Origin of the sequence: Micromonospora sp. NPDC005254 (genome assembly GCF_042872525.1) — a bacterium.
Classification (GTDB): domain Bacteria; phylum Actinomycetota; class Actinomycetes; order Mycobacteriales; family Micromonosporaceae; genus Micromonospora.
Genome location: NZ_JBIAKM010000008.1, coordinates 1 through 25085 on the forward strand (window position 1 = coordinate 1; position 25085 = coordinate 25085).

The following is a 25085-nucleotide window of genomic DNA, read 5'->3' on the forward strand; positions in this document are numbered from 1 at the left end:
GTGCATCCCGAGCAAGGCCGACCAGGACGCGCACCGCAAAGCCAAAGGCTCCCAAGGCGGACGTCCGCCCGCCTTCGACCCCGACGTCTACCGCCCGCGCCACGCCGTGGAATGCGGCATCAACCAGCTCAAACAACACCGCGCCATGGCCACCAGATACGACAAACTCGCCGTGCGCTACGAAGCCACCCTCACCATCGCCGCTATCAACCAATGGCTTCGTGCCCTACGAAACACGGCCTAGGCGGGGACGACACGATCTGGCCGGTCGTGGAGGTCCTCGAACAGGCTGCCTTCGACGAGCGCCCCTTTGACGTCGGCGTCATCAACGTTCACTCCGCCAACCCGGCGGGTGCCGCAAAACTCGCTCAGGTCCTGCGACGCTGGGGCTATCGCGTCCGCGTCGCGTCGGACTCCACGGATGTCGGCTATCTCGACGGCCCCGCGTGAACCGACCGGCACGAACGCCCGCCCAAGGGCTGTCACGCTCGGACGGCGCAAGATCAGCGCACGTCGAGTCCACCCCATCACCGAGGATCGTCGTCCTGCTGAAGGAGGAGTGCTGCGGCGGCTATAACCTGAAAGACGTTGCTGATATGGCGGCCACGGCCGGTGGCCGAGTCGTTGTGCTGGGAGGATGGCCGGCAGGCCCGACCTGGCAGGCTATCTGCACGACCCCTTGCGCCCCGAAGGGCCTGGACCTCGACTGTGTGTCTTGGACCAGGTGACGGCGACCGACCTGCTCGCCGTCATCGTCCGCCCCAACCCAGCACCGCCCGCCCGCCTCAAGATCCATCCGTGCCGCACGAGGCACCACCGAAGACCCGGCTGCCGCGGCAAGCGACCCGAGGCGAGCCTCGCAGCCGGCCCGATGCTGCCACTCGGCGGCTTCGCCTACGCGTCCTGGGCGAGCCCACCCTTTTCGTCGATGGCGAACCCCTCACCATCCGCCGCAGCGCCGCCCTCCAGATCCTCATCTTTCTGGCCACCAACCACCCCACCCGCGCTCACACCGCACAGCTGGCCGATGCGATTTGGCCGGGTGTCCCCCGCCGGTCTCTCACCGGACGGCTCTACACCACCCTCAGCGACCTCCGCACTGCCATCCGGGAGGCCAGCGGGCTGCACGTCATCGAACATACCGACGACCGCTATCGCCTCAACCCGACTCACCTAAACGTCGACTTGTGGGGTCTGCGAGCCGCCATTCATCACGCCGCCCCTGCCGTCACCAACACCACCGCTGCCTGGCAAGCAGTCGTTGGCGCCTACCCCGCGGGACTGCCCCCGGACGCACCTGGCCATAGCTCGACCCCGTCCGCGAAGCGATCCGGCGGCATGTCATCGACGCCTGCGCCGCCCTTGCCGACGTTGAACCTGACCTGCAGCGCGGCCTTGCCGTGTTGCAGGCGGGCCTCCGCATCGACCCGCATAACGCAGACCTACACGCCCGCGGTCGCAGGGCGCTCACCGCGACCACGAAGCGGCCACCGAACTGCAGGGCCGCTACCTGCGCCTCCTGTCGGAGGCAGGGCTCGACGACGATGTCCCCGATCGGCTCCCGAGCAGGGCCAGCAACGCAACCAGCGTCAGTCGGCAATAGCCCGGCTCACGTAACCTGAACCTCGGTCCTTCTGTTACCGACAGTTACGGTCGGTAGCTTGTCATCGATTTGCGGATCTTGACGCTGAGGTGCCTAAACGCCGCTACACGGTGATCAAGGCTTATCATCGATCGTCAGCCCTCTCAAGGGGTTTTCGGGGGGCACCTCTGACCCCAGCACACGTCGTTCGACCGCACCACGCGGCCATTTTCGGGCACCTGTGGTGGTTCGCACACCTGTTTGCACCCGATCAGCTCTGTACACCCGGACGGGCACCCTGGCGGCCCTGACTTGTGGCACCCGCGCTCGCAGCTGGCTTGGCGCCGGGTGGGCCGCCAGGCGAACCGTTCGGGCAGTGATCAGCGCCGGGCGACCGGCGTGGCCTTGCCACGGATCCAGTCCGCCCCGACGAGGTGGATCTGGTCCTCGTCGGCCGGCGGGCGCCCGTCCCCGCAGACGATCTTCGCGTCGTGGTCGGTGATGACGTCGGCGGCCGGGCTGTAGACGTCGCGCTTGAGGAAGGTGAAAAACGTCGCCTGGTTCAGCACGACCGGTTCCGGTCGGCCGGTCCAGCCCGCCCACACTACGGTGACCTGGTACTTCTTGCCGGGCTCGCGGGGTTCGACCTTGGCCCACACCATGCCGTAACCGACGCCGTGCACGCCGAACTCGCAGTGGGCGGTGCGGACCCCGGTCTCCTGGACCTGCATGGCGGCCAGGATGAGCAGCACCCCGAGTACACCGGTGATCGAGGTGGTACGCCGGAAGCCCCGGGGGCGCTGTTGCTGTCGGCGCCACCGCACGCCGAGGTTGATCAGCCAGACCAGCGCGGCCGACGAGCACACCAGAAGCGCCATCCCGAGTGAGCTGTTGATCTCGTAGGGCAGCGCGGGCCGGAACACCATGACAGCGACGGCGAGCACCACACCGGCCAGGCCCAGCACGGTGCCGAGGGTGTCCCCGCCACCGTGTGGCGCCGGGCTGCTGCCGGTGTGGGTGGTCATATCTCGTTCTCCGCAGCTCGGTGGCGGTCAGCAGACCGGGACGTAGTTGTCGAAGTACGGCGTGCCCCGCAGGCTGCCGGAGGTGCTTCCGTTGTTGTAAAAGGCGTCGGCGGAGGCCCAATAGGTGTTGTTCCACGGACTCGATGCGATGCGGTACCAGGCCGTGTTGCCGTCGGCGACGCGGAAGCCATCGGCCCGGCAGGCGACCTGCACCGTGGTTCCGGCCGAAATCGCTGGGCCGGGGGAGCCGCCCGCGTTCTGCCGGTTCGTCCAGGTATGGGTCACGCTGCCGGTGGTCTCCGCGAACGTGGCCGGCGCGGCTGGCTCGGATGGCTCGGCCGGCGCCTGCTGTGCGACGGGCTGGTCAAGCGGCCTGCTCCAGTCGCTTAGGTTCCGGACGACGGCGTACATGCCATCAGCCTCCTTGAAGCAGGCCTGCAGGTTCGCGTACTGCGTCCAATCGCTGAAGCGGTAGTTGCAGATCGACTTCATCTCCGCGCGGAACCGGTCGTCGATCCATCGACGGGTGTTCTCGTCACGCCCGAGCGTCAGGCTCTTGCCGTAGTTGCGGTAGCCGAAGTCGTGTTGCTGGCAGGCCGGGTGGAACAGCTTGCGCCAGCTCTCCGGCGTGGGCCTGCTGCAGCTGTCGGTGTCCCAGTCAAACTGGTTGTACGGCACCGGCTTCCGGCACTTGTCGATGTTGTCCAGCGTCCCGCAACCCGCGGCGAAGAAGTTCGTCTTACGCTCGGCGAACTGCCGGTTGCCCAGCAGCATCGTCTCCTTGGCATAGCGGACCTGCTCAGCACGCTGAGCGGCGGTAACGGCCTCGGCGGAGGAGGCGGGCATCACTGCCAACGCCAGAGTGCCCGCGGTCAACAGGGCCGCCAGCCGACGCCTGGTGAGTCGCGTCGTACCGCGCGGTTCCCGATGGCGGTCCGCTGTGGCCCGCCAAGACCTGTCATTCATGAGATCGTTCCCTTCAGCGGTCATTCGACGGCTCCCGAGCGACCGTGCCATCGGGGAGCCGGGCGGCCTCACCCCCTCGCGGGCCGCCGAATCGAGTGTGATCGCCGCAGTGGCTCTCCGGCGTCCTGCGTTCACCCCACACAATGGTGTGAACCGCGCCGATACCGTTGGCCCGCACACGTTTGCTGACGACGGGTGGGCTCTGATGCCGTACGTCCGACATGATCTGGTTGCAGAAACCGCGCGACTCGCCCGCTCCGGTGACGCGGTCGAGAGCCTTCGTGCAGCTGGCCGCCGGTACGCCGCCATGATCAGAATAGTCACGCTACCGATCACCGCAGTGGTCGCGATAGCCGCCGCTGAGTCGCCGCAGATGCGATATGCCTGCGCCGCCGCCTCGCTGGTGCTCGCGGGCTGGAGCGTCTTTTACGCCCGCCAGGTCTTCCGCCACCCGCCACGCTGGGTCACCGCAGTGGATGCGAGCGCGCTGGCGGCGCTGGCTCTCGCCACGCCCTGGCTTGTCTCGGCAAGCTGGTTGAGCAGCGGAAAGTCATGGATTGTGCCGTTCTGCACTTTCGCCTGTGTGGCGTATCAGTATTACGAAGGGAGGATTTCCGGCAGTCTTGCCGGCCTCGTCGTCATCATGGGCATGGTTGTCGGGACGGTCACCGGGCGCCCCGAGGGTTCAGTGATCGACGGTGTGATCACGGCGTGCTGGGCAGTGGTCGTCACGGGCCTGGCCCGGTTGCTCTGGACGCTGGTCCACCGGGGTGGCGAGCTGGCCGACCAGACGATCGCCGAGGCGGAGACCGCACGGCGGGAGAGCCGGATCGCCGCGCTGGTGCGCGCCGACGAGCAGGCCTCCAACCGAGACCTGCACGATCACCCGGCGACGACACTGTTGATGGTCGGCCTGGGTTTGGCCGATCCCAGGATCGGCGAGCAAGCAGAACGTGATCTAGCGGTGCTGCGCCGGCCGGCCGACGAACGGCCGCCGGCCCGGAGCGATCTGTGCGGCCTGCTCGCGGTTGCCTGCGACGAAGCGCGGCTTCCGGTCACCCGCACCGGGGCTGAGCAGCTGATTGTGCCGACGAACGCTGCGCGAGCCATGACCAACGCGACGATTGAGGCGCTGACCAACGTCAGACGGCATTCCGGTGCGGGGTCAGCCGAGGTACATGTCGCCGAGGACGGGGGCATCGTGATCGTCGAGATCCGGGATGAGGGCCACGGTTTCGATCCGGAGCGGGTACTGACGACCCGGCGCGGTGTCCGAGAGTCGATTCGCGGCCGGATGGCCGAGATCGGCGGGTGCGCCGCCATTGAGTCGGAGCTCCGACGCGGCACCACCGTTCGTCTGCGGTGGACCCATGCTTGAGCAAGGACACCTTGCGGAGATCACGCGGCGGCTGCAACACGGCCTGCGGATCGCCGTGGTGACCATCGCCGCGGTCGTTTTGATCTTGCCGCTGAGTTTCGCGCGCAACCTCGATCGCTACCACCCGCTATGGCCGCAGATCATCGCATACGCCGTCTTGAGCGCTGTGGTCGTCGCCGAGGCAATGCTCGCCGCCCGGCGTCGCGGCTGGTCCCGCTGGCGGTGGCCGGCACTCGCCGTGGTCCTCGCAGCCGACGTGCTGGCTCGCGCCTTTCTGGCCCCCGGTGCCGCGGTCACGTCGGCGGACTGGATTTTCGGGGCGCTCGGGTGGATGGGTGTAATCCTGCTGCTGGACCGGCCGCTCGGCTACCTAGCGGCTTTCCTCGGCATGCACGAGGCGGTGACGCTCGCCGCGATCCTGCTGCCCGGGGCCGGCACCCGCGACGTCCTACTCAACTTCGTCGCTGGCTCGCTGGGCACCATCGGGTATCCGCTGGCCAGCGGAATCGCGGCAGTCGCGCTACGCGGGGTGGCCCAGGTAGCGGCCCAGGCCACCTATGAGACGGAGGAGAGGCGTACGGCCGAGGAGAGCTCGGAGCGCATCCACAGGAACCGCCAGGCGCGCCTCGCCGCGCTGGACGAATCTGCGGGCCGCCTGCTGCAAGGGCTGGCCGACGGCACGCTGGATCCCGCGGATCAGCAGGTAATGCAAGAGTGCACGATCGAAGCCGCACGCATGCGCCGGCTCTTCGCCGAGGCCGATACCCCCGCCGAGCCGCTCAAGCACCTCCTGGAACAGGCCTCCGACGTCGCCGCGCGCCGAGGGGTGAAGGTCGACCTGATCACGGTGGGCAGCTGGCCGGACCCACCGCCGGAAATCCGCCGGTCGCTCACCGACGCCGTGATCCCCACCATCACCGCGGCGTGGTCCGAGGCCCGGATCGTCGTAATTTGCATCGGCGGTGTTCTGTCCGTCAGCGTCCGAGCCGACTGCAGCATCATGGAATCGTTCCCGGCCACGGATCCGGCAGTGCGGGTCACTGCCACCTCGGATGACGACTCGACCTGGGTGGAAGCACAATGGGCGACCGGTTGACGACCGCTGTACTGATCGAGGACCACGCCGGGATGCGTGAGGGCATCCAGAAGTGGTGCTCGGAGGCCGACCCCCCAATTGATCTGGTCGAGGCGGGCGGCCAAGTAGCCCTGGCCTGGACCGAGCCCGGCCGCAGCGCCGACGTGGTCATCCTTGACCTCCTCGTCGAGGGAAAGGACCAGTTCGACACGATCACCCGGCTCGCCGAGTCCAGACGGCATGTGGTGGTGTACACGATGTACGAGGGCGAGGAGACAGCGGTGCAGTGCATCGACCGCGGCGCCCTGGCGTACATCGCCAAGAGCGAGGAGAAGGACCACCTGATCCGGGCCGTGCGCGCAGCCGCGATCGGCGAGACCTACACCACGCCGAAGCTGGGCGGCGCGATTCTGGTCGACCCCAAACAGCCCCGGTTGTCCGAGCAGGAGAAGAAGGCATTGTTGCTCTGGTTGCAGCTGGGCTCGAAAGCCGAGGTCTCCCGCAAGATGTTCGTGTCCGAAAGTACTGTCGACAAATACATCACCCGCGTCAGGATCAAATACGCCTACGTCGGCCGGCCTGCCTCGACGAAGTCCGAGTTGACCGTCCGCGCGATCAAAGACGGCCTGATCACGGTCGAGGAACTGGAAGCGCTCCTCGACCGTCGCGACACCTGACCGCCCTGACGCGCCACACCATGCCGGGTGCCGGCGTCAGTCTTTGCGACGTCTAGATCGCCGCTCGCCACACGGACCAAAGCGAGCGACTCTGCCGAAGAGCGGATGTCTGATCTTGGCAAGTTCCTGTTGACCTCAACCAGAGTTCAGATGCTTCACTTCGGCCATGAATCTTGACGGCCTGCGCGTCGCCATCACCGGTGCCGCACGTGACACCGGGCGACTACTGGCCGAAGCCTTCGCCAAGCGCGGTGCACAGATCTTTCTCTCGGCCCGCGACGTGGCTGCGGCCGAGCATGTCGCGGATGCGATCAGCCAGCGGGGGCCAGGTCGGGCTGATGCATTTCACTGCGACCTCGCCGTACCGGAGTCGGTGCGCGCGTTCGCCACTGCCGTGGCCGAACGGACGAAGCGCCTCGATGTGCTGATCAACAATGGCGCCCCATACGTCGAAGGTGATGACCTGGGAGACGTCTCGGACGACAAGATCGAAAGCGTGATGGCTGCGGGCGGGACCGGCACCATGTTGTTGACCAAAAATTTGCTGCCGCTGCTACGAGCGTCGTCGCGGCCCGACATCGTCAACATGATCTCCGCATGCGGTCAGGTGGGGCACCGCCGCTCGGGTGCACATCCCGCGTTCTATGCCGCTAAGCATGCCCACGCCGGGCTCGCTGAGATCCTGTCAAACCGGCTCCGGCCAGAAGGGATCCGGGTAATCTCACTGTTTCCGCCGGACTTCGTTCAGGACGGGCCCCGACAGGTAAACAGCGACCTCACGGCGCGATCGGTCATCGACTGCGTGCTTTTCGCGGTCGGCCAACCACGAGACTGTTTCATTCGCGAGTTCCACTTCGAGCAGGTTCGGCGGGCGTCCACACCCTGACCGCTCACTGCGCGAAGCAGCCCGAGCCCGGTCGAGGGCCCGGCAGAGATTCGCCCTTGAGACTGTCACCGTCTGAACTAAGGTCAGGTGCGCGGATCTGCCGCAGACAACGCGCGACCTACGACCGGCGCCGGTCATGGTGTGTGAAGTGGCGCGCAGGCCAAACGCAGCGGCTTGACGCATGTCGACGATCGATGTGTTCGCAGCGATCCGCCGTGACGGACGCGGGCGCAGGCGACCCGGTCGCAGCGGCAGTGCGCGCCCGCGATTGGCTAGCCAGTGGGCTGGGTGTCGGTCTCAGCGGGCATCCGCTTCCGGGAGACGCAGGTACGAACGCTTCTTCGGGGGTCGCTGGCCAGGGCATCAAGCACCGCAAGTGCGGTCTCGTTGCGGATGTGGACCTCAGCATGATCACGGATAGCGCGGGCCAGGTTGCGCCGCACGCGGTAGTCGTCGTCCCGGGCGAGCCGGACCGCGGCTGCGGGGGACAGCACGGCCGGGTTCTGCGCCCACCGTACGGCCGCAAGTGCCCGTACTGCCGGGATCGGGTGAACCGCGCAATGCTCGAGGTTGAGCGTCGTCGCGGCCGCGGGAGTCAGGAACAGGGCGCGGACGGCCCGCCACCGGCTGGGCTCGTCAGCCGTCTGCAGCAGGGCGATGCCGATCTGCTCGATCTCGGCGCGCCGGGCATCGCCGGTGGCGAGCCGAGCCGCGCATTCCAGAGCACGATCCGTCAGCGTCACGCCGCGCCGGAAGAAGTCGTCGACCAGATGGTCGTCGTGCTCACCGCGCGCCATGTGCAGGACCGGCGGGAGCAGGCCATCGCGGGTTTGCTCGTCGAGGTGGGGAGCGAGCACGGTCAGCCCGGCTAGGCCGTCGTACCGGCTCGACGCGGTTTCCCTGACGTCCGCAGCCATATCCAGCATGGCCTGCGCCACCTGTCGACGGGTTGCCGGGTCGAGGACCGAGGCGAGCAGCGCCGTGTGCTGGGACCCGGCGTACACGGCTATCACGCCCGGATGATGAGCCCTGGGAAGCAGGTATCGGGTTACTCGTTGCTGTGCGAGCGTCGTGACCGGTGCGGTGTCCAGACCGGCGAGGATCAGCGCCAGGCAGGCATGCTCGTTGGTGGCCGCGGCAGGACCGAGCAGTTCCTCGGTGATCTTGCTGTTCGCGCTGAGAACCTCGATGCCCTCCTGCAGGATGATCTCCGCCATCTGCTGGTCGGCGAGCAGGGCGCGCAGCAGCAGCACCACGGCCTCCCGCCGCCGGCCCGCGATAGAGATGAGGATCTTCGTGACGGCCTTGTCGCTGAACCGGTAGTGGTCGGGGTCGCGGTCGATGAGCGGGTCGAGAATCACGAGCAGCGAGTCCACCTGCTGGTCGCTCAGACAGCCGCCGAGGGCGGCCAGCGCGTCGAACGCCGCCAGCCGGGCCGACGGGCCGGCGATCGGCTCGGCACGGTGCCCGGCGACCTCACTGATGGCGGCATCCGCCCACTCGCGTGCCTGCTCGTCGGTGATCAGATCGGAGGCGGCCGCGACCGCGGCGTACGCGGCGGCGCGGCCCGCCTCGACCGCGGTGAGCAGGTCCACGCCGAGGTCGGCGGGCACTTCGGGAAGTGTTCGCGCGGCGGCTGCGGCCTGCCTATCCGATCCGGCCCGAACGAAGCAGGTAACGGCCGAGCGCGGATCTTCCGCCCGTTCGTACAGCGTGCCGAGCGCCGCGACGGCCTCGCGCTCCTCGGCCAGGTAGCCGCGCACGACGGCTTGCCATCGCCAGCGGCGGGCCTGCTGGACGGCTTCGCGGGGCTTGTCCTTGCTCAGCATTGCGCTCATGGCGAGCTCGGCGGTGTGCGGCGATCCGGGAAGCCGGCTGGGCGTGGCGTTCGCGCGCAACGCTTGGGCAAGAGGGTGCTCGTCATCGTCCCCGGCGACGTCGCCGTACCAGTACCGCACGATCCGCGCGGCGTAGAGCCAGTCGGCGGCCTCGTCGAACAATTTCGCGACACAGGCGCGCTCGACGGCCAGCACGTACTGTGCCTGCGCGCCGGCACCGTCGCCGTTGAGCGCGAGAAAACGGCCGTACCGGGCATGCGCCCAGGCCGTCATCGCCCCGCCGTGCCGGCGATGAATCTCGGGCAGCAGCGGCGCCCAATTCCCGGTGGCGTCGGCGACGCACATCAAAATCCGCGCGCCGCACCGTCGTGACGCAGCCTCGCCTTGACGGGCGGCTGCCCGGGCGATCGACTCGAGCGTGGTGGCGCGCTGTGCCACCAGCGTGGGCCTGCCATCCGCGATGGCCTCCTCGCACAGCAGCGCCGCCGCCCGCTCACGGTACGGATCTGCGTCCTGAGCGGCGTCGAAGGCCTTGATCAGCCCGTCGAGATCGGCGCCCTTCGCGACCCCGACGGCGGCGCCGGCGAGCGCGACGACCCGTTGCGCTGCCTGTCCGAGCGCACGCGGGGAACCAGGCTGCCGCCCGTCCTGGAGGGCAAACCCGGCTTGCCACGGCTGCACCGCGTCGAGGTGTTCCCACGCCAGAGCTGCCCGGCAGATGCCCGCGTCGTCTGCGGCCCCGGACCGTTGCCGGGCATCCGCCTCACGCCGGCGCATGATCACGGCGTGCGGAAGCATGCCATGCTCCTCCAGCCGCTCTGCGATCTGGGCGAACAGCTGCGCCGCGGCCGGGTCCGCAGCTTCGTACCGGCGTTCGGCCTCGTCGCGGACTCCCTCCAGCTCGAGCGCGGCGATCGGACCACGAACCACCGCATCGGCGTCGAGCTCCGCGAAGCCGGTCGCGGCGGCGTCCGGGTCCGACGTCCGCATGCCGAGCCCACGTCGGCGCAGATGGCGGCGCACGGTGCCGGCGTCGGCAATGCCGGCCACCACACCCCATCCTTGGGCCAGGGCGGTCAGGTGCTCGAACAGGTCGACCGGCTTGACCGCCAGCGTCTGCGCGATCGGCCCGAGACGATCGAGGGCGGCGCGGTACTCCGCCCCGTCGGTGCTGTCGCTCACGCACCAGACGTGCAGCGCCGACAGGAACGCATGCGCCGAGAAGTCCACCCCGCCCAGGTCGGGCGCCTGTTCGGCGAACGCCGCCGCGACCGCCTTGCGCACGTGAGCCCAGCGGTTGCGCACATTCTGGTTCGTGACATCGCGGACGAGCAGCTCGGCAAAACGGTCGTGCGTCGTGTGCCCACGAGCCAGCTCGCTCAATGCCGCGAGCTGCGACAACGCCTCCGGATCACCTTGCGCCACGACCCCGAGGGCGAGGTCGCCGCGAGCCACCTCGTCGCCGCGGCGATGAAGCTGGTGCAGTGACTGCGTCACCACCTCGACGAACGGCGGGTCCGCGCCGGTGACCATGAGGCTGCGTTTGACCTGGAACTCTATGCACAACGGATGAGGCCCAGGTTCGGCGGTCAGCACGATGTCGTCGAGCAGATGACCGTGCACCCGTTGCTGAAGGCCCACCGCAACCAGCGGTACCACGAGACCTGGCGGGTGCGTGCCGGTCAGCAGGTGACTGTAGACGATCGCGGCGACCCGGTACTCGAAGTGCGTGCCGGCCCCGCCGGTGGACGCCGGTGAGACCGGCTTCTTCACCGTCATGACCCAAACCGTGATGCGCCGGAACACTTTGCCTCGGCCGGACGTCGGGGCCACCCGCCGTGGCTGGCCCGCGCTCGGTCAGGCCACCGGCATCGCCTACGTGTCTTCATCCCCCCGCCTCGGCTGGTTCGGCGCACATCGACGTGCTGCCCCGGGCGATGACGCTAGCAAGGAAAGCGTGCCCAGCGACATAAGCATCCGTACGGATGACGGGCGAGAATGTGCTTCCGGTTAAGGCGCCCGCGATCAGGCCGACAACGTCGCCACGGAGAGGACACAGGCTTGCTGCTGACGTTCGGCTACCACCGAGTTGCCCGCAAGGACCGCGACTTGCCCAGACCCAGGTTGAGGCACATGGGCCAACCGTCGACAGAAAGGACGACGGCTCCCCCACCTCCCATCGTGAGCTGCCAGCCCAGTGCTTTGGTGGGAACCAGCGCTGGCTCCCGCAGCCGCATCGGCCGATCGGGGAACACGTTCACGATCGCCGCGCCTTGTCAGCTGCGGCCCGCCTGGTTGAGATAGTCGGCGGCGTGGTCGCCATCGCTGCTGTGTGCGGCTGTCTGGCATGCCGCCCTGCAGATCAGCGAGCCCTACACCGTCGCCTGCAAACAGATCGCGGGCCACTACGTGCACCACCGGCCGATCCTGACCGGGGCCATGCAGGACGGCACCGCCATCACCTACACACTCGCGGCGCTGCACGCGACCGGCTACCGGGTCGGCATGGAATTCTGGGGCGGCGAGGCCGAGTCCTGCTGTCCGCCGAATCCGCCTCAGCCGGGCACGTAGCAGAGGGGAGATCCGATGCGTAGCGACTGGACCGCTCTGCCGGAGAGTGTCACAGCAGGGATCTCCGAACGGGTCGGCGGAACCTTTGACGTCACCTCGGCTTCCAGTGGCAACCACGCCGAGATCGCCTCGACGGTGACCGGACCCGCCGGGCGGATCTTCGTCAAGGCTGCCTCCGGCGAGCTGAGCGTTCGGTCGCTGCGCTACGAACTCGCGGCCACCCGAGCCATCGACCGGCACCCGCCCGCGGTCCTGTGGCAGTTCGAATCCGATGGCTGGCTGGTGGTGGGGACCGAACATCTTGCCGGTCCCCACCCCGACCTGTCACCCGGCAGTAGGGACCTCGATCTGCTCCTCGCCGCGCTGAAAGCACTTCAAGAGACGCCTGCGCCTGGCGAGATGTGGTTCACCCCGGCAGCCCGGCTCGGGTTCGCGCACCCGGCGATGAATGGCGAGACACTTATCCACTCCGACGTCAACCCGGCCAACTTGATCGTGACGCCACTCGGCCTACGGATCGTCGACTGGGCGTGGGCAACCAAGGCCGCCGCATGGGTCGAACTCGCGCTGCTCGTCCAGTGGCTGATCGGCAGCGGCCACAGCGCGGAACAGGCAGAAGAGTGGCTAACCCAGCTTCCCGCATGGACGGCGACCGACCGTCAGGTCCTGGACCACTTCGCGTCGAAGAACGCAGCAAAGTGGGCCGTCAAGTCCCGGCAGAGCGCCGCGCTCTGGGTACACGACCTCGCCTTGTGGACCGGCGAATGGGCCAACCATCGGACCTACGGCCGCCAGTCAACCCATGAGCCATAACCGGGGCCACCCTCTCGCCGCGCGGCACCGGCAGCGATCGGCCCAACTCCTCAACTAGCCAGCAGGCCCGCTCGGGACCGCACATCAGGTCACTCAACCGAACAGGTCCATGGCGGCCCGAACAGAAAACCAGCCGCGCTGCTCCCAATCTGCTCCCAATGTAAGCGGCACATACGGTGAAGCCCGTTACCGACTCATTCGGTAACGGGCTTCTGACCTGCACAAACTGAGAGTGGGCGATGCTGGTATCGAACCAGCGACCTCTTCGGTGTGAACGAAGCGCTCTCCCACTGAGCTAATCGCCCTCAGCGCCACTGACTCTACCCGATCGTGGAACCAGACCGGAAATCCGGGGTCAGTGCGTCGCGAGGTACTGCATCGCCTCGGCCACCACGTCGATGCCGAAGCTGAGCTTGAGTGAGAGCCAGACCACAACGCCGACGAAGACCAGGCCGACGATGCCGAGCACGAAGCGCAGCGGCAGCGACTGTCGCGTCACCCACTGTGTCCAACCGTGCACGTGCCGGCGGGTGAAGCCGAGCAGTCGGCGGGCCCAGTGGTATTCGACGGCCCAGATGCCGAGGCCGGCGATGACCAGCAGCCAGCCCGGCCCGGGTAGCGGGATCAGGGCGATGCCGATGGTGACCACCAGCGCGCCGGCGATCGAGATGAAGATCTTGAGGGCGATCCGGCCGGTGGGGTTGGCGCGGATCAGGTCGAGGGTGGTCGAGATGCGGTCCCGCCAGCGTGGGCGTCGCGGGGGCTCGCCGACGACGAGGACGCCGCCGGTACGGCCCGTGTCGGGCGTCGACCGTCCGGGTCGCTCGGGTTGCTCCATCGACACGTCGTACCCCCGCTTTTCGGCTGCTCGGACCGCGACTTTCGGCGGACCGGACGCGGCCACCGGATCCACTGAGGATCGGTTCGTGACCATTTCACCCCCCAGTGTCGCTCGGGCCCGTCACTGCAACGGCCGACTGGACGTTACCGGAGTAAGTCGACGACTGAGCCACCCGACGCCGGGCGGAATCACGCACTGGGCAGAACCGGAAATCCTACATGAATGCTCACATTCACGCGGCCTTTCCGTCCCCCTTCCCACCACTGGGTGAAGTCAGCGTATGGCGGAGCGTAGCCAGGAGTAGCACCTGAGTATGGGAAAAGCGGGACACGCGCGTTCCGCAGCGGTGCCGGGGGGAGAACGTCCATGAGTGTCATCCGACCGACGACCGTAGAGGTCGAGACGTCGCTAAGGCTCGTCGCACCTGACGCCACCGCCTTGCCGGTGCGTGCCAGTCTGCGTTACGACCCTGCTGACCCGTATGCGGTCCATGTCCTGTTCCATGCCGAATCGGCCGGGGGCGAGGCGGTGAGCTGGTCGTTCGCGCGCGAACTTCTGGTCACCGGCCTGGACGAGCCGGCGGGCATCGGCGATGTGCGGGTCTGGCCCTGGGCCACACCACGGGGCGACTTCGTCGCGCTGGCCCTCTCGTCACCGGACGGCAACGCCCTCTTCGAGGTGCCGCGCAGCGTCCTGGTGCGTTTCCTTCGACGGACGTACGTCGTCGTCCCGCGCGGCCGCGAGGCCGAGCACCTGGACGTCGACACGGCGGTGAACCGGCTGCTCGCCGGTCGCTGAGCACCGCCCGAACGGGCAACACCGGCCAGACAGGGCCGCGCGGATCTGCCGAGTCCGCGCGGCCCTGGCACACCCGGGGGTACGCGGGCAGCCCGACCGGGGGTCGCCGGCGCTCAGCCGTGGGTGGTGATGCCGCCGTCGACGGGGATGACCGCGCCGGTGAGGTACGCGCCAGCCCGCGAGGAGAGGTAGATGGCGGTGCCGGCCATGTCCTCGGGGCGCCCGATGCGGCCAAGCGGCACCTGCTGCTCGATGGCGGTCCTGCTCGCCGGGTCGTTGAGGGCGAACGCCATCATCTTGCTCTCGAAGGGGCCGGGCGCGATCGCGTTGACGGTGATCTGCTCGCCGGCCAGTTGGTGGGCGAGGCTGCGGGTGAGCATGTGCACGGCCGCCTTGGTGGCCGAGTACGCGTACACCTCCATGAACGGCACCCGGATGCCGTCGATGGACCCGATGTTGATCACGCGGGCGGGGTCATCGGCGCTGGCTGCGGCGCGCAGCGCCGGCAGCAGCGCGGTGGTGAGCCGGAAGACGGCCTTGACGTTGACCGCCCAGAGCTTGTCGAACGCGGCCTCCGGGTAGCTCTCCAGCGGAGCGCCCCAGGTGGCGCCGGCGTTGTTGACCAGCACGTCGAGACGGTCGATGCGCTCGCGGACGGCGGCGGCGAGGGTCTCGGCGCCCGCGTCGGTGCCCAGGTCGGCGGGGATCGCCTCGCAGTGGCCCTCGGCGGAGAGTTCCTTGGCGACCGTCTCGCAGACGTCCGCCTTGCGGGACGAGATGATCACGCGGGCGCCGGCTCGGACGAAGCCCTGGGCGATCATCAGCCCGATCCCCCGCGACCCGCCGGTGACCAGGACCGTCTTGCCTTCGACCGAGAACAGCTGCGTCATGCCCATCCCATCGCGTGTCGGCGGGTCCGCCGGGCGGTCGGGCGGACGGCGGGCGCCAGGCGGCCACGGACCGCACAGCGCTACCGCCGGGTAACGTAGCCCGGCCGCGGGGATCGTCACAAGCCTCGGCGCCGCCGCGCACGTTGATCGGGATGCGGTGACCTGCGGTTCGGGCTACCGTCGCAGACGATGGTCTCCACCGATCCCTCCCCCGCGCCATCGATCGGAACGGCGTCACCCGTACCCGACGAGATTTCCACGTTCGCGCTGGCCGACCTGGCCGGTGACCCCGGCTGGCGGCGGCCGGTGTTCGTCGAGCGGGAGCTGTTGATCCTCACCACCCGGGGTCACGGCGACGCCGAGCTGGACTTCCACCTGTTGCCGTGCCGACCCGGCACGCTGCTGCGGGTCCGCGCCGGTCAGGTGCTGCGCTGCGCCGGCCCACAGTTCGACGCGACGGTGGTCGGCTGGACCGCCGACGCGCTGCACGGCCTGGCCGTCGACCCGGACGCCCCGCAGACCTGGCGGCAGTTGGCCGGCGAGGACGAGGACGCGGTGATCAACGAGGTGAGCCAGTTGGCGGTGGACTGCCAGCGGCACGGCGGCGCCCCCGCCGGTCGTGCGCTGCTGCGCCACCAGCTCGCCGTGCTGCTGCTGCGGCTGACGCTGCCCGGTATGGCCCGGTCCGGGCACCGGCCGGAGGTCGAGACGTTCCAGCGATTCTGCCGGGAGGTCGAGCACGGCTACCAGGTGACCCGGCGGGTCGAGGACTATGCCGCCGCGCTCGGCTGCTCGGTGCGGACCCTGACCCGCGCCTGCCTGGCCGTGACCGGTCGCAGCGCCAAACAGGTCATCGACGAGCGGGTCGCGTTGCAGGCCGCCCGGCTGCTCGCCGCGAGCGACGAACCGATCGCCCAGATCGGCCGTCAGCTCGGCTTCACCGAGCCCACCAACTTCGGCCGGTTCTTCACCCGTGAGATCGGGGTCAGCCCGGGCGCGTTCCGCGCCGCCCGCGATCAGCCGGCCACCGGGCGGGTCGTCCGACCCCGACCGGCGGTCGAACCGACGGGCGCCAACAGCGGGCGGTTCCGCTCCGGCGCCGCCGTCGAACCGGCCAACGGCGGTCACGCCACGCGGTCCGGGAAGCCCACCGGGTCGGGCGGCGGGATCGGGCGGGCATGATGGCGGGGTGCAGATCTCCGCGCGCGGCGACTACGCGGTACGGGCGGCGCTGAGCCTCGCGACCGCGTACCCCTCGCTGTTGTCCACCCAGGCCATCGCCGCCGAGCAGGACATGCCCCGCAAGTTCCTGGAGGCGGTCCTGGCCGATCTGCGCCGGGCCGGCATCGTGCGCGCCCAGCGCGGCGCCGAGGGTGGCTACACCCTCGCCCGTCCGCCCCGCGAGGTGACCGTCGGCGCGGTGCTGCGCGCGGTGGAGGGCCCCCTCGCGGGCGTCCGCGGCTTGCGGCCGGAGGAGACCCGCTACGAGGGCGCGGCGGAGAACCTGCCCGGCCTGTGGGTGGCGGTCCGCGCCGCCGTGCGGCGGGTCGTCGACGAGGTGAGCCTCGCCGAGATCGTCAGCGGTCGGCTGCCCGCACACGTCCGCAAGCTCACCGCCCTGCCCGACGCGTGGGAGCCGCGCTGACCCTGGTCACAGGGTGTGGATGACGTCGGCCGTGGGCAGCCGGGGCAGCCGCTCGCGCCAGGCGTCCGGGCCGGGGTGGCCGACGTTCAGCAGCAGCAGTGCCTCGTGCCGCCCGTCGGGAAAGAACTCCCGGGTCACCCGGGCGGCGTCGAACCCGGCCATCGGTCCGGCGGCCAGCCCCGCGGCGCGTACGCCCACCAGCAGGTAGCCGATCTGCAGGGTGGCGTTGAAGCGGGCCTGTTCGGCGCGCGCCGCCCGGTCGGCGAGCCAGTCGCGGGCCTGCGGGCGGTGCGGGTACAGCTCGGGCAGCCGCTCGTGGAAGCCCACGTCGGCGGCGAGCACCGCCACCAGCGGCGCGCTGGCCGTCTTCGCCCGGTTGCTCGACGAGACGTACGGCAGCAGCCGGGCCCGCGACTCCGGCGAGCGCAGCAGCAGCACCCGCAGCGGCTGGCCGTTGTACGCCGTCGGTCCGTACCGGATGAGGTCGTGGATCGCCGCGACCTGGGCGTCGGTGACCGGCTCGTCGGTGAACGTGTTGGCCGTGCGGGCCGCCCGGAACAGCAGGTCCTGGGCGGCCCGGTCCAGCACGAGCAGGTCCGCCGCGACGGGCGCGCTCACACCGGGACCGCTGTGGTGTAGCCACCCCGGTGGTGCACCAGCGGCGTGCCGTCGCCGCCGTCGCTCAGGGCGAGCGGTTCGGCGATCACCAGCGTGTGGTCGCCGGCCGGGACGCGGTGCACCACCCGGCAGAGCAGCCGGGCCAGCACCCCGCTCAGCAGCGGCACCCCGAACGGGCCGGATGTCCAGTCCGGGTAGGCGGCGAACCGGTCGATGCCGCTGGTGGCGAAGACCGTCGCGGCTTCCCGCTGCCCCGCGGCCAGCAGGTGGACCGCGACGTGCTCGGCGCGGGCCAGCACCGGCCAGCTCGACGACGCCACGCCGAGGCAGAACGAGACGAGCGGCGGATCCAACGAGACCGAGGTGAACGAGGTGGCGGTGAACCCGGCCCGGATCGGTGCGCCGATCCCGCCCAGGCAGGCGGGGTCGGTGGAGCGGGCCACCGCGGTGACCACGGTGACGCTGGTCGCCTGCCGGCGCAGCAACGCGCGGAACAGGTCCCGGTCCACCGGTCGCAGCTCGGTCGCGTCCGTGGCCGGACGCTCCACCGTGGTCACGCCGGCACCAGGGTCGGCGCGGCGTACGAGCTGGCCGGTCGGGGCAGGCCGTAGTGCTCGCGCAGGGTCGCGCCGGTGTACTCGGTGCGGAACAGCCCTCGCGCGCGCAGCACCGGCACCACGTGGTCGACGAAGTCGGCGAGCCCTCCGGGCAGGTGCGGCGGCATGATGTTGAACCCGTCGGCGGCGCCCTGGGTGAACCACAGCTCGATCTGGTCGGCGATCTGCTCCGGGGTGCCGGCGACCACGCGGTGACCCCGACCACCGCCGAGCCGACCGATGAGCTGCCGGACGGTGAGCTTCTCCCGACGGGCCAGGTCGGTGACGAGCCGGTAGCGGCTCTGGTGGGCCTGCACGGTGCCGGCGTCCGGCAGGTCGGGCAGCGGGGAGTCCAGCGGCAGGCCGGTGAGGTCGATGCCGAGCATCCCGGAGAGCTGGGCGAGGGCGTAGTCGGGGACGATCAGCTCCTCCAGCTCGGCGGCGAGCGCCCGCGCCTCGGCCTCGGTGCCGCCGATCACGGGCGCGATGCCGGGCAGCACCTTCACCAGATCCGGGTCCCGGCCGGCGGCGGTGACCTGCCGACGCAGCTCGGCGTAGAAGCCCTGCCCGTCGGCGAGGGTCTGCTGGGCGGTGAAGACGGCCTCGGCGTACCGGGCGGCGAAGGCGATCCCGTCCGGCGACGAGCCGGCCTGCACGAGCAGCGGTCGGCCCTGCGGCCCGCGGGGGATGTTGAGCGGGCCGCGGACCTGGAACTCCGGCCCGCGGTGGGCCACCTGGTGCACGCGGTCGGTGTCGGCGAAGATCCCGCCGGAGGTGTCGAAGACCAGCGCGTCGTCCTCCCAGCTGTCCCAGAGCTTGATCGCCACGTCGACGAACTCGGCGGCCCGCCGGTACCGGTCGGCGTGCGGGGGGTGGCTGTCCCGGTTGAAGTTGACCGCCTCCCGCTCCTGGGCGGAGGTGACGATGTTCCAGCCGACCCGGCCACCGCTGAGATGGTCCAGCGAGGCGAACTTGCGGGCGACGTGGAACGGCTCGTTGTAGGTGGTGGAGACGGTCGCGATGAGACCGATGTGCTCGGTCACCGCGGCCAGCGAGGCCAGCAGGGTCAGCGGCTCGAAGACGGCCTGGATGTTGTGCCGGGGGTTCGGCCCGACCGAGAGCCCGTCGGCGAGGAACAGCGAGTCGAGGGTGCCGCGCTCGGCGATGCGGGCCAGCTCCTGGAAGTGCCGCACGTCGGTGACCCGGCGGGGGTCGGTGCGGGGGTGCCGCCAGGCGGCCTCGTGGTGGCCGACGCCCATCAGGAACGCGTTGAGGTGCAGGGTGCGGGTCATGGGTTTCTGTCCTATCCGGCGGAGACGTCGACGCGCCAGGTGGAGAAGCGGCGTTCGAGGGCGACGAGGAGTTGGTTGACGACCAGGCCGATGGCGGAGATCGTGATGATCCCGGAGTACATGTCGGGGATCGCGAAGTTGTACTGCGCGTAGTTGATGAGGTAGCCGAGGCCGGCCTTCGCGCCGACCATCTCGGCCGCGACGAGCACCAGGATCGAGTACGCCCCGGCCAGCCGGACGCCGGTGAAGATGGTCGGCACCGCCGCCGGCAGGATCACCTTCTGGAACAGCCGCAGATGGTTGAGCCCCATCGAGCGGGCCGAGCGGATCAGCAGCGGGTCGACGCCCTTCACACCGGCGATGGTGTTGAGCAGGATCGGCCAGGAGCACGCGTACAGCACCAGGGCGATCTTGGAGGTCTCGCCCAGGCCGAGGATGAGCACGAACACCGGCAGCAGGGCCAGCGCGGCGGTGTTGCGGAACACCTCCAGCAGCGGGCTGAGCAGCTCCGCGAGGGGCCGGTACCAGCCGATCAGCAGCCCGAGCGGGATCGCGGTGAGCACGGCCAGGCCCAGCCCGGCCAGTGACCGGGTCATGCTCGCGCCGACGTGCTCGGCGAGCTGCCCGCTGCGCAGCAGCTCCCACCAGGCCACCAGCACCTCCGACAGCGGCGGCAGGAAAACCCGGTCGACCAGACCGAGCCGGGGTGCGCCCTCCCAGACGGCGGCCAGCGCGACGATCGCGACGCTGCGGTGCAGCACCCTTGCGCCGAGGCCGAGCAACCGACCGGTCCAGCCGGGTGCGGCGGGCGCGGCCACCGCGTCGAGCACGGCCGTTGGGGCCGTCAGCCGGGTGGGACGTTCGACGATGTCAACCAACGCGGGCCTCCTCGGGGTCAGCCGCCGCCGGCGCCCCGCGCCGCGCGTCGGCGCCGGCGACGACGAGGGTACGACCACCGACCGCTCCGGTGTGGGCGGTGCGGCTGCCCGCGGCGCCTTCGGCGGCCTGTGCGGCGCGTACCTCGTCGCGCAGCAGCGTCCAGATCTGGTGCCGGTGGTGGCGGAACGCGTCGGTGGAGCGCACGTCCTCGACGGCGTCCCGGTCACCGAGGTCGATGTCGATGACCTGCTTGACCCGACCGGGTCGGGAGGTCAGCACCGCGACCCGCTGGCCGAGGTGCACGGCCTCGTCGATGCCGTGGGTGATGAACACGATGGTCTTGCCGGTGCGCGCCCAGATGCGCACCAGTTCGTCCTGCAACGAGTCGCGGGTCTGCGCGTCCAGCGCGGCGAACGGCTCGTCCATGAGCAGCACGTCCGGGTCGTACGCGAGGCTGCGGGCGATGGCGACCCGCTGTTTCATGCCGCCGGACAGCTCGTGCGGGTAGCGATCGGCGAAGCCGCTCAGGCCCACCAGGTCCAGGTGGTACGCGATCTTCTCGGCGCGTTCCGCGCGCGGCACGCCCTTGGCCTCCAGCCCGAACGCCACGTTGCCGGCGGCGGTGCGCCACGGCAGCAGCGCGTACTGCTGGAAGACGATGCCCCGGTCCAGGCCGGGGCCGGTGACCGGCCGGCCGTCGACGAGCACCTGACCGCTGGTCGGTGCGATGAGCCCGCCGAGCAGGTCGAGCAGGGTGGACTTGCCGCAACCGCTGGGGCCGACGACGACGAGGAACTCGCCGGGGCGTACCCCGAGGGTCACCTGGTCCAGCGCGGTCACCGCGCCGGCCGTCCCCCGCCGGGTGGCGCGGACCGGGAAGGATTTGCTCACCCGGTCGAAGAGGATCTTGTCGGTGCTCACGCGTTCCCTCCGTCCACGAAGGGGTTGAACCGGTTGGTGAAGATGTCGGACGGCTTGGGCCGCTCGCCCTTCAGCTCGCCCTCGGCGGCGAGCCAGTCGATCCAGGTGCCGAACTCCTGCTCGCTGATCACCCCGCCGCGCCCGGCGACGCCGCTGCTCTTCCAGTACGCGACGAGCGACGGATCCTCGTTGCGGCCGCGCTTGGCGATGATGTCGCGCATCCGGGCGACCACGGTCTCCCGGGGCTGCGTGCGGGCCCACTCGATGGCCTTGCCGACTCCGGTCACGAACGCCTTGACGGTCTCCGGGTTGCGCTTCATGAAGTCGTCGCGGAAGACGTACGTGCCGGCGCTGAACGCGCCGAGCAGCTCGTAGTCGGTGACGATGGTGCGGAGGCCACCGCCCGCGATCGCCTTGTCCCGGATGACCCCGCCGAGCACCGCGACGTCGATCTGCTTCTGCCGCAACGACTGCTCGGTGTTGACCGGTGGCAGGGCGACCAGCTCGACCTGCTTGACCTCGGCGGGGGTGAGCCCGCCGCGAGCCAGCCAGGTCTTGAGCACCGCCTCGGCGTGGGCGCCGAGAGTGTTCATGCCGACCTTCTTGCCGATCAGGTCACGAGGGTTGCGGATCGGGCTGCCGTCGAGCACGTAGTAGCCCTGGAAGGTCTGCGCGTCGGAGCCGTAGTAGCTGACGACGGCGGTGATCGGGGCGTTGGCGGCGGCGAGTTTGACGATCGCGCCGTTGAACGCGCCGCCGAAGTCGCTCTGGCCGGTGGCGGTGGCCTGGATGTCCTGTGGGCCGCCGGTGACGTTGCCGATCCAGGTGAGCTTCACGTCGCCGAGGTAGCCGAGGTCGGCGGCGAGTTCGGGGAGGGTGACTTGGCCGACCGAACCCTGGTAGCGCAGCTCGGTGGCCTGCCCGGCCTCGGCGTCGCCGCCGCAGCCGGCCACGCCGGTGAGCAGGGTCAACGCGGCGGCGGCCGCGAGGCTACGCAGAAGGGCACGACGGGGTGGGGACATGGGAGGTCTCCTGATCTGTCCACGATGGGAGCGGGGTACGCCCGGATGCGAGGCGTGAAGGCACGCCGCTCCGCGGTGAGCGGGCGAGCGGTGAGAGTGCGGCGACTGAGCCGAGCCGGGGAGAACCGGTCAGCTCAACAGAGCGCGCTCGCGTGCCGGACCAGGTCGACGTGCACGCAAGCGATGAGGAGGAGCTCATCCCGCTGCGACATGACCTCATGCTGCAACCGGTGGGAGCGACCGGTCAACGGTCTTCCAGAAGGTGAGACTTTCATCGCTGGCGATGTTACAAAGCGCCCCTAGCTGCGTTTACCGCCGCGCAACACCTATCTGTTTGATAGAGATTGCCGGGTCGTGCCGCGCCACCGTCCACCCGGGACGACGAGGGGGTTTCGGAATTCGCCCGTTCGGGAATGTTCGATCTCGACACGGCAGGGAACGGTGACGAGGGGAGACCTCCGATGGGCCTCATGTTTCGCAAGCGCAAGAAGTACGGACCGATCATCCTGAACTTCACCGAGAACGGCTTCTCCTCGTGGAGCATCAAGATCGGCCGCTGGTCCTGGAACTCGAAGGCCCGGGCGCACCGCGTCGACCTGCCGGGTCCGCTGTCCTGGAAGCAGGACAAGTCCCGGTCGTAGCGTCCCGGGAGTCGAGCGGGGTGCCGGTGATTCACCGGCACCCCGCTCGGCGTCCACCCGCCCCACCCGCACCTCGTCGATCTTGCGGAATCCCCGGTAGGCCGGGGCAGAAACAGCACGATCGCGGAGGGGCAGGGGTGCGCCTCAGCGCGTGGGCGTGATGATTTCGTCGCCGGCGAGGCGGCCGCTGTCGCGTTCGCGGCGTACGTCGCCCGTCTCGACCAGGTTGGCGAGCGCCCGGTTGGCGTCTGCGGCACGGTAGACGGTCGCGGTGAGGGTGTGCCGGCGCAGCTCGGTGACCGGCCGTGGGCCGCCCCGGCGCAGCTCGGCCAGCAGTTCCCCGGCCAGCGGTTCCAGGGCCGGGTCCCCGGCCACGTCCACCGGCGGGGCCGTCGGGTCGGCGGGGTCGCGGTAGCGCACACCGAGTTCCGCGCCGACCGTCCAGAGCGCGTCACGGAGCGCCTCCAGACTCCGGTCCGAACGGCTGCCGAAGGCGACCACGCCGGCCGCCGCGCCATCCGGCAGCACCGGCGCCACCTCGGCGACCAGCGGGAAGCCGGCGGCGACGAGGGCCGCACGGGTGACGCCACCGGCGTGCAGCAGCACCTCGCCGGTGCGGCCGTTGGCGGCGGCGCCGAGCAGGTGCGGGGGCACCTCGCCGGGCAGGTCCAGGAAGCAGAACAGCGGCGACCCGGCCGCGCCGGCCGCCTTCACCGCCACCGGCAGCCGGTCCGGACCGCCGGGCAGCAGGTGCACGGTCACCTCGGCAGGCAACTCCGCCTCGATCGGCCCGAGCCGGGCCGGCAGGTCGGCGGCGCCGTCGGCCAGCACCAGCACCGTCACCTGACGACCGCGCACCTGGGCGGCGTGGCCGGCGACCACCCGCAGCACCGCCTCCGCTGCGCCGCCGTCGGCGCCGGCCCAGGCCAGCGCGACGGTTGCCCGCCGGGAGCGGTGCAGGGCGGCGGGCAGCCAGGTCGTCACCTGACGGACCAGCAGCTCACGAAGGAAGTCGGTGGTCCGGTTGGTCGGCATCGGTCCGTTCTACCCTATGGCCGGCTCAGGCCGGCACGGAGATCCCCACACCACCGCGGGTCTGCCCGCCGTAGCGCTGCCGCTCGGCGTCCAGGTCGAGCCGGCCGATGCGCTTGCGGGCGGCCAGGGCGGTGTCGTCGAGCAGGTCGGCCGGGATCAGCCAGACCACCTCGAACTCCAGACCGTCCGGGTCCTGGCCGTAGAGGCTCTTGGTGGTGCCGTGGTCGGACGCGCCGACCAGCGCCCCGGCGGCGGTGAGCCGCTCGGCGGTGGCGGCCAGCTCGTCGAGGGTGTCGACCTCCCACGCCAGGTGGTAGAGCCCGACGGTGGCCCGGCCGGCGGTGGACCGGCCGGCGGCCGCGCCGATCTCGAACAGGCCGAGGTCGTGGTCGTTGGTGGAGTCGGGGGCCTGGAGGAAGGTGGCGCCCCGGAAGCCGTCCGGGGTCATCGCCACCGGGCGGAAGCCCAGCACGTCGCGGTAGAAGGCGACGCTGCGGGCGAGGTCACTGACGTAGAGGACCGCGTGGTTGAGCCGGTGGATACCCATGACCCCAGGCTAGCGCCATTTGGTTGAACGTTCAACCATTGCGCGTATGATGGCCGTCATGACCCGCTGGTTGGACCCCGATGAGCAGCGCACCTGGCGGGCGTTCCTCGCCGCCTCCCGGGCGCTGATGGACACGCTCGACCGCGAGCTGCAACGCGATGCCGGCATGCCGCACGCCTATTACGAGATCCTGGTCCGGCTCTCCGAGGCCCCGGGTCGGCAACTTCGGATGAGCGACCTGGCCGATGCGGCGGGGTCGTCACGCAGCCGGCTCTCGCACGCGGTGGCCCGCCTCGAGGCGGCCGGCTGGGTACGCCGCGAGGACTGCCCCACCGACCGGCGCGGGCAGATCGCGGTGCTCACCGACGACGGTTTCGCCACCCTCGCCGCCGCCGCCCCGGGCCACGTCGAGGGGGTACGCCGACACCTGTTCGACGCGTTGAGCCCGGCCCAGGTCGACCAGTTGCGCCGGATCAGCGAGACGTTGGCCGAGCACCTGACCAGATCCTGACCGATCGGCACCGGCGCGGGTCTTGTACTTACCGTCGT

At 70.1% G+C, this 25085-nt stretch carries 24 protein-coding genes, 1 tRNA gene and 2 pseudogenes; 13 read left to right on the forward strand and 14 right to left on the reverse strand.

Annotated features, from left to right (window positions below; all coding sequences use genetic code 11):
• Together ACFYPR_RS23340 and ACFYPR_RS23345 are read left to right on the forward strand one after the other, a co-directional pair.
• Window positions 1-244 (forward strand): annotated as a pseudogene (locus ACFYPR_RS23340) (IS5/IS1182 family transposase); the annotation flags it as partial.
• Window positions 235-450 (forward strand): annotated as a pseudogene (locus ACFYPR_RS23345) (hypothetical protein); the annotation flags it as partial. The pseudogenes ACFYPR_RS23340 and ACFYPR_RS23345, both read left to right, overlap by 10 nt.
• A 1512-nt stretch (window positions 451-1962) precedes the next feature.
• Here the strand turns inward: ACFYPR_RS23345 and ACFYPR_RS23350 are convergent.
• Window positions 1963-2607, reverse strand: a complete 645-nt coding sequence (locus ACFYPR_RS23350; RefSeq protein WP_387184210.1) for a hypothetical protein — start codon at window positions 2605-2607, stop codon at window positions 1963-1965.
• A gap of 27 nt (window positions 2608-2634) precedes the next feature.
• A complete protein-coding gene (locus tag ACFYPR_RS23355; RefSeq protein ID WP_355139338.1) occupies window positions 2635-3597 on the reverse strand; it encodes a phospholipase A2 in 963 nt (320 codons plus the stop codon).
• 181 nt (window positions 3598-3778) lie between these two features.
• Between ACFYPR_RS23355 and ACFYPR_RS23360 the strand changes: the two genes are divergently transcribed.
• The 4 genes from ACFYPR_RS23360 (at window position 3779) to ACFYPR_RS23375 (ending at window position 7589) form a co-directional block, all read left to right on the forward strand.
• Complete coding sequence (locus ACFYPR_RS23360; RefSeq protein WP_387184207.1) at window positions 3779-4951, forward strand: sensor histidine kinase; 1173 nt, start codon at window positions 3779-3781, stop codon at window positions 4949-4951.
• Complete coding sequence (locus tag ACFYPR_RS23365) at window positions 4944-6047, forward strand: hypothetical protein (protein WP_355139334.1); 1104 nt, start codon at window positions 4944-4946, stop codon at window positions 6045-6047. The genes ACFYPR_RS23360 and ACFYPR_RS23365 overlap by 8 nt, the downstream gene beginning before the upstream one ends.
• Complete coding sequence (locus ACFYPR_RS23370) at window positions 6032-6703, forward strand: response regulator transcription factor (RefSeq protein WP_355139332.1); 672 nt, start codon at window positions 6032-6034, stop codon at window positions 6701-6703. Before ACFYPR_RS23365 ends, ACFYPR_RS23370 begins: the two co-directional genes overlap by 16 nt.
• Before the next feature lie 166 nt (window positions 6704-6869).
• Window positions 6870-7589, forward strand: coding sequence for an SDR family NAD(P)-dependent oxidoreductase (locus tag ACFYPR_RS23375; RefSeq protein WP_387184203.1), 720 nt, complete (start codon window positions 6870-6872; stop codon window positions 7587-7589).
• Window positions 7590-7861: 272 nt separating this feature from the next.
• On the opposite strand, the gene ACFYPR_RS23380 is transcribed toward ACFYPR_RS23375, so the two are convergent.
• A complete protein-coding gene (locus tag ACFYPR_RS23380) occupies window positions 7862-11206 on the reverse strand; it encodes a hypothetical protein (RefSeq protein WP_387184201.1) in 3345 nt (1114 codons plus the stop codon).
• A gap of 660 nt (window positions 11207-11866) precedes the next feature.
• Between ACFYPR_RS23380 and ACFYPR_RS23385 the strand changes: the two genes are divergently transcribed.
• Window positions 11867-11998, forward strand: a complete 132-nt coding sequence (locus ACFYPR_RS23385; RefSeq protein WP_387184199.1) for a hypothetical protein — start codon at window positions 11867-11869, stop codon at window positions 11996-11998.
• A 15-nt stretch (window positions 11999-12013) separates the two neighbouring features.
• Window positions 12014-12811, forward strand: coding sequence for an aminoglycoside phosphotransferase (locus ACFYPR_RS23390; RefSeq protein ID WP_387184196.1), 798 nt, complete (start codon window positions 12014-12016; stop codon window positions 12809-12811).
• A gap of 233 nt (window positions 12812-13044) precedes the next feature.
• Here ACFYPR_RS23390 and ACFYPR_RS23395 read toward each other — a convergent pair.
• Both ACFYPR_RS23395 and ACFYPR_RS23400 read right to left on the reverse strand, forming a co-directional pair.
• A tRNA-Val gene (locus ACFYPR_RS23395) sits at window positions 13045-13116 on the reverse strand.
• Between the two features lie 50 nt (window positions 13117-13166).
• Entirely contained in the window at window positions 13167-13724 is a 558-nt protein-coding gene (locus ACFYPR_RS23400) for a PGPGW domain-containing protein (RefSeq protein ID WP_387184244.1), read from the reverse strand.
• Between the two features lie 294 nt (window positions 13725-14018).
• Here ACFYPR_RS23400 and ACFYPR_RS23405 point away from each other — a divergent pair, with 294 nt between their 5' ends.
• A complete protein-coding gene (locus tag ACFYPR_RS23405) occupies window positions 14019-14450 on the forward strand; it encodes an SsgA family sporulation/cell division regulator (protein ID WP_007457244.1) in 432 nt (143 codons plus the stop codon).
• A gap of 113 nt (window positions 14451-14563) precedes the next feature.
• On the opposite strand, the gene ACFYPR_RS23410 is transcribed toward ACFYPR_RS23405, so the two are convergent.
• Complete coding sequence (locus ACFYPR_RS23410) at window positions 14564-15340, reverse strand: SDR family oxidoreductase (RefSeq protein ID WP_354863051.1); 777 nt, start codon at window positions 15338-15340, stop codon at window positions 14564-14566.
• Window positions 15341-15529: 189 nt separating this feature from the next.
• Between ACFYPR_RS23410 and ACFYPR_RS23415 the strand changes: the two genes are divergently transcribed.
• Entirely contained in the window at window positions 15530-16522 is a 993-nt protein-coding gene (locus ACFYPR_RS23415) for an AraC family transcriptional regulator (protein WP_354863050.1), read from the forward strand.
• Between the two features lie 7 nt (window positions 16523-16529).
• On the forward strand, window positions 16530-16985 hold the full coding sequence (locus tag ACFYPR_RS23420) for an Rrf2 family transcriptional regulator (RefSeq protein ID WP_007457237.1): 456 nt from the start codon (window positions 16530-16532) through the stop codon (window positions 16983-16985).
• A gap of 6 nt (window positions 16986-16991) precedes the next feature.
• Here ACFYPR_RS23420 and ACFYPR_RS23425 read toward each other — a convergent pair whose 3' ends face one another.
• From ACFYPR_RS23425 to ACFYPR_RS23450, 6 genes are read right to left on the reverse strand one after another with little or no spacing between them, the layout of a single operon-like run.
• Window positions 16992-17603, reverse strand: a complete 612-nt coding sequence (locus tag ACFYPR_RS23425; protein ID WP_387184192.1) for a malonic semialdehyde reductase — start codon at window positions 17601-17603, stop codon at window positions 16992-16994.
• Window positions 17600-18160, reverse strand: coding sequence for a flavin reductase family protein (locus ACFYPR_RS23430; RefSeq protein ID WP_387184189.1), 561 nt, complete (start codon window positions 18158-18160; stop codon window positions 17600-17602). The genes ACFYPR_RS23425 and ACFYPR_RS23430 overlap by 4 nt, the downstream gene beginning before the upstream one ends.
• Window positions 18157-19491 (reverse strand): LLM class flavin-dependent oxidoreductase, encoded by a 1335-nt coding sequence (locus ACFYPR_RS23435; RefSeq protein ID WP_387262479.1) that lies wholly within the window; start codon window positions 19489-19491, stop codon window positions 18157-18159. The genes ACFYPR_RS23430 and ACFYPR_RS23435 overlap by 4 nt, the downstream gene beginning before the upstream one ends.
• 11 nt (window positions 19492-19502) lie before the next feature.
• Window positions 19503-20369 (reverse strand): ABC transporter permease, encoded by an 867-nt coding sequence (locus ACFYPR_RS23440; protein ID WP_387184183.1) that lies wholly within the window; start codon window positions 20367-20369, stop codon window positions 19503-19505.
• Entirely contained in the window at window positions 20362-21291 is a 930-nt protein-coding gene (locus tag ACFYPR_RS23445) for an ABC transporter ATP-binding protein (RefSeq protein WP_387184181.1), read from the reverse strand. The genes ACFYPR_RS23440 and ACFYPR_RS23445 overlap by 8 nt, the downstream gene beginning before the upstream one ends.
• Window positions 21288-22313 (reverse strand): ABC transporter substrate-binding protein, encoded by a 1026-nt coding sequence (locus ACFYPR_RS23450; protein ID WP_387184178.1) that lies wholly within the window; start codon window positions 22311-22313, stop codon window positions 21288-21290. The genes ACFYPR_RS23445 and ACFYPR_RS23450 overlap by 4 nt, the downstream gene beginning before the upstream one ends.
• Window positions 22314-22774: 461 nt before the next feature.
• Between ACFYPR_RS23450 and ACFYPR_RS23455 the strand changes: the two genes are divergently transcribed.
• The gene (locus ACFYPR_RS23455) at window positions 22775-22954 is read left to right on the forward strand and encodes a DUF4236 domain-containing protein (protein WP_030333600.1); all 180 of its coding nucleotides are present in this window, start codon (window positions 22775-22777) and stop codon (window positions 22952-22954) included.
• Between the two features lie 144 nt (window positions 22955-23098).
• Here the strand turns inward: ACFYPR_RS23455 and ACFYPR_RS23460 are convergent, their stop codons facing one another.
• Together ACFYPR_RS23460 and ACFYPR_RS23465 are read right to left on the reverse strand one after the other, a co-directional pair.
• Window positions 23099-23989 (reverse strand): hypothetical protein, encoded by an 891-nt coding sequence (locus ACFYPR_RS23460; RefSeq protein WP_387262482.1) that lies wholly within the window; start codon window positions 23987-23989, stop codon window positions 23099-23101.
• Window positions 23990-24014: 25 nt separating this feature from the next.
• Window positions 24015-24536 (reverse strand): VOC family protein, encoded by a 522-nt coding sequence (locus tag ACFYPR_RS23465; RefSeq protein WP_355139314.1) that lies wholly within the window; start codon window positions 24534-24536, stop codon window positions 24015-24017.
• A gap of 49 nt (window positions 24537-24585) precedes the next feature.
• On the opposite strand from ACFYPR_RS23465, the gene ACFYPR_RS23470 reads away from it, so the two are divergent.
• Window positions 24586-25047 (forward strand): MarR family transcriptional regulator, encoded by a 462-nt coding sequence (locus ACFYPR_RS23470; RefSeq protein WP_354855453.1) that lies wholly within the window; start codon window positions 24586-24588, stop codon window positions 25045-25047.
• The last annotated feature ends 38 nt before the right edge of the window (window positions 25048-25085 follow it).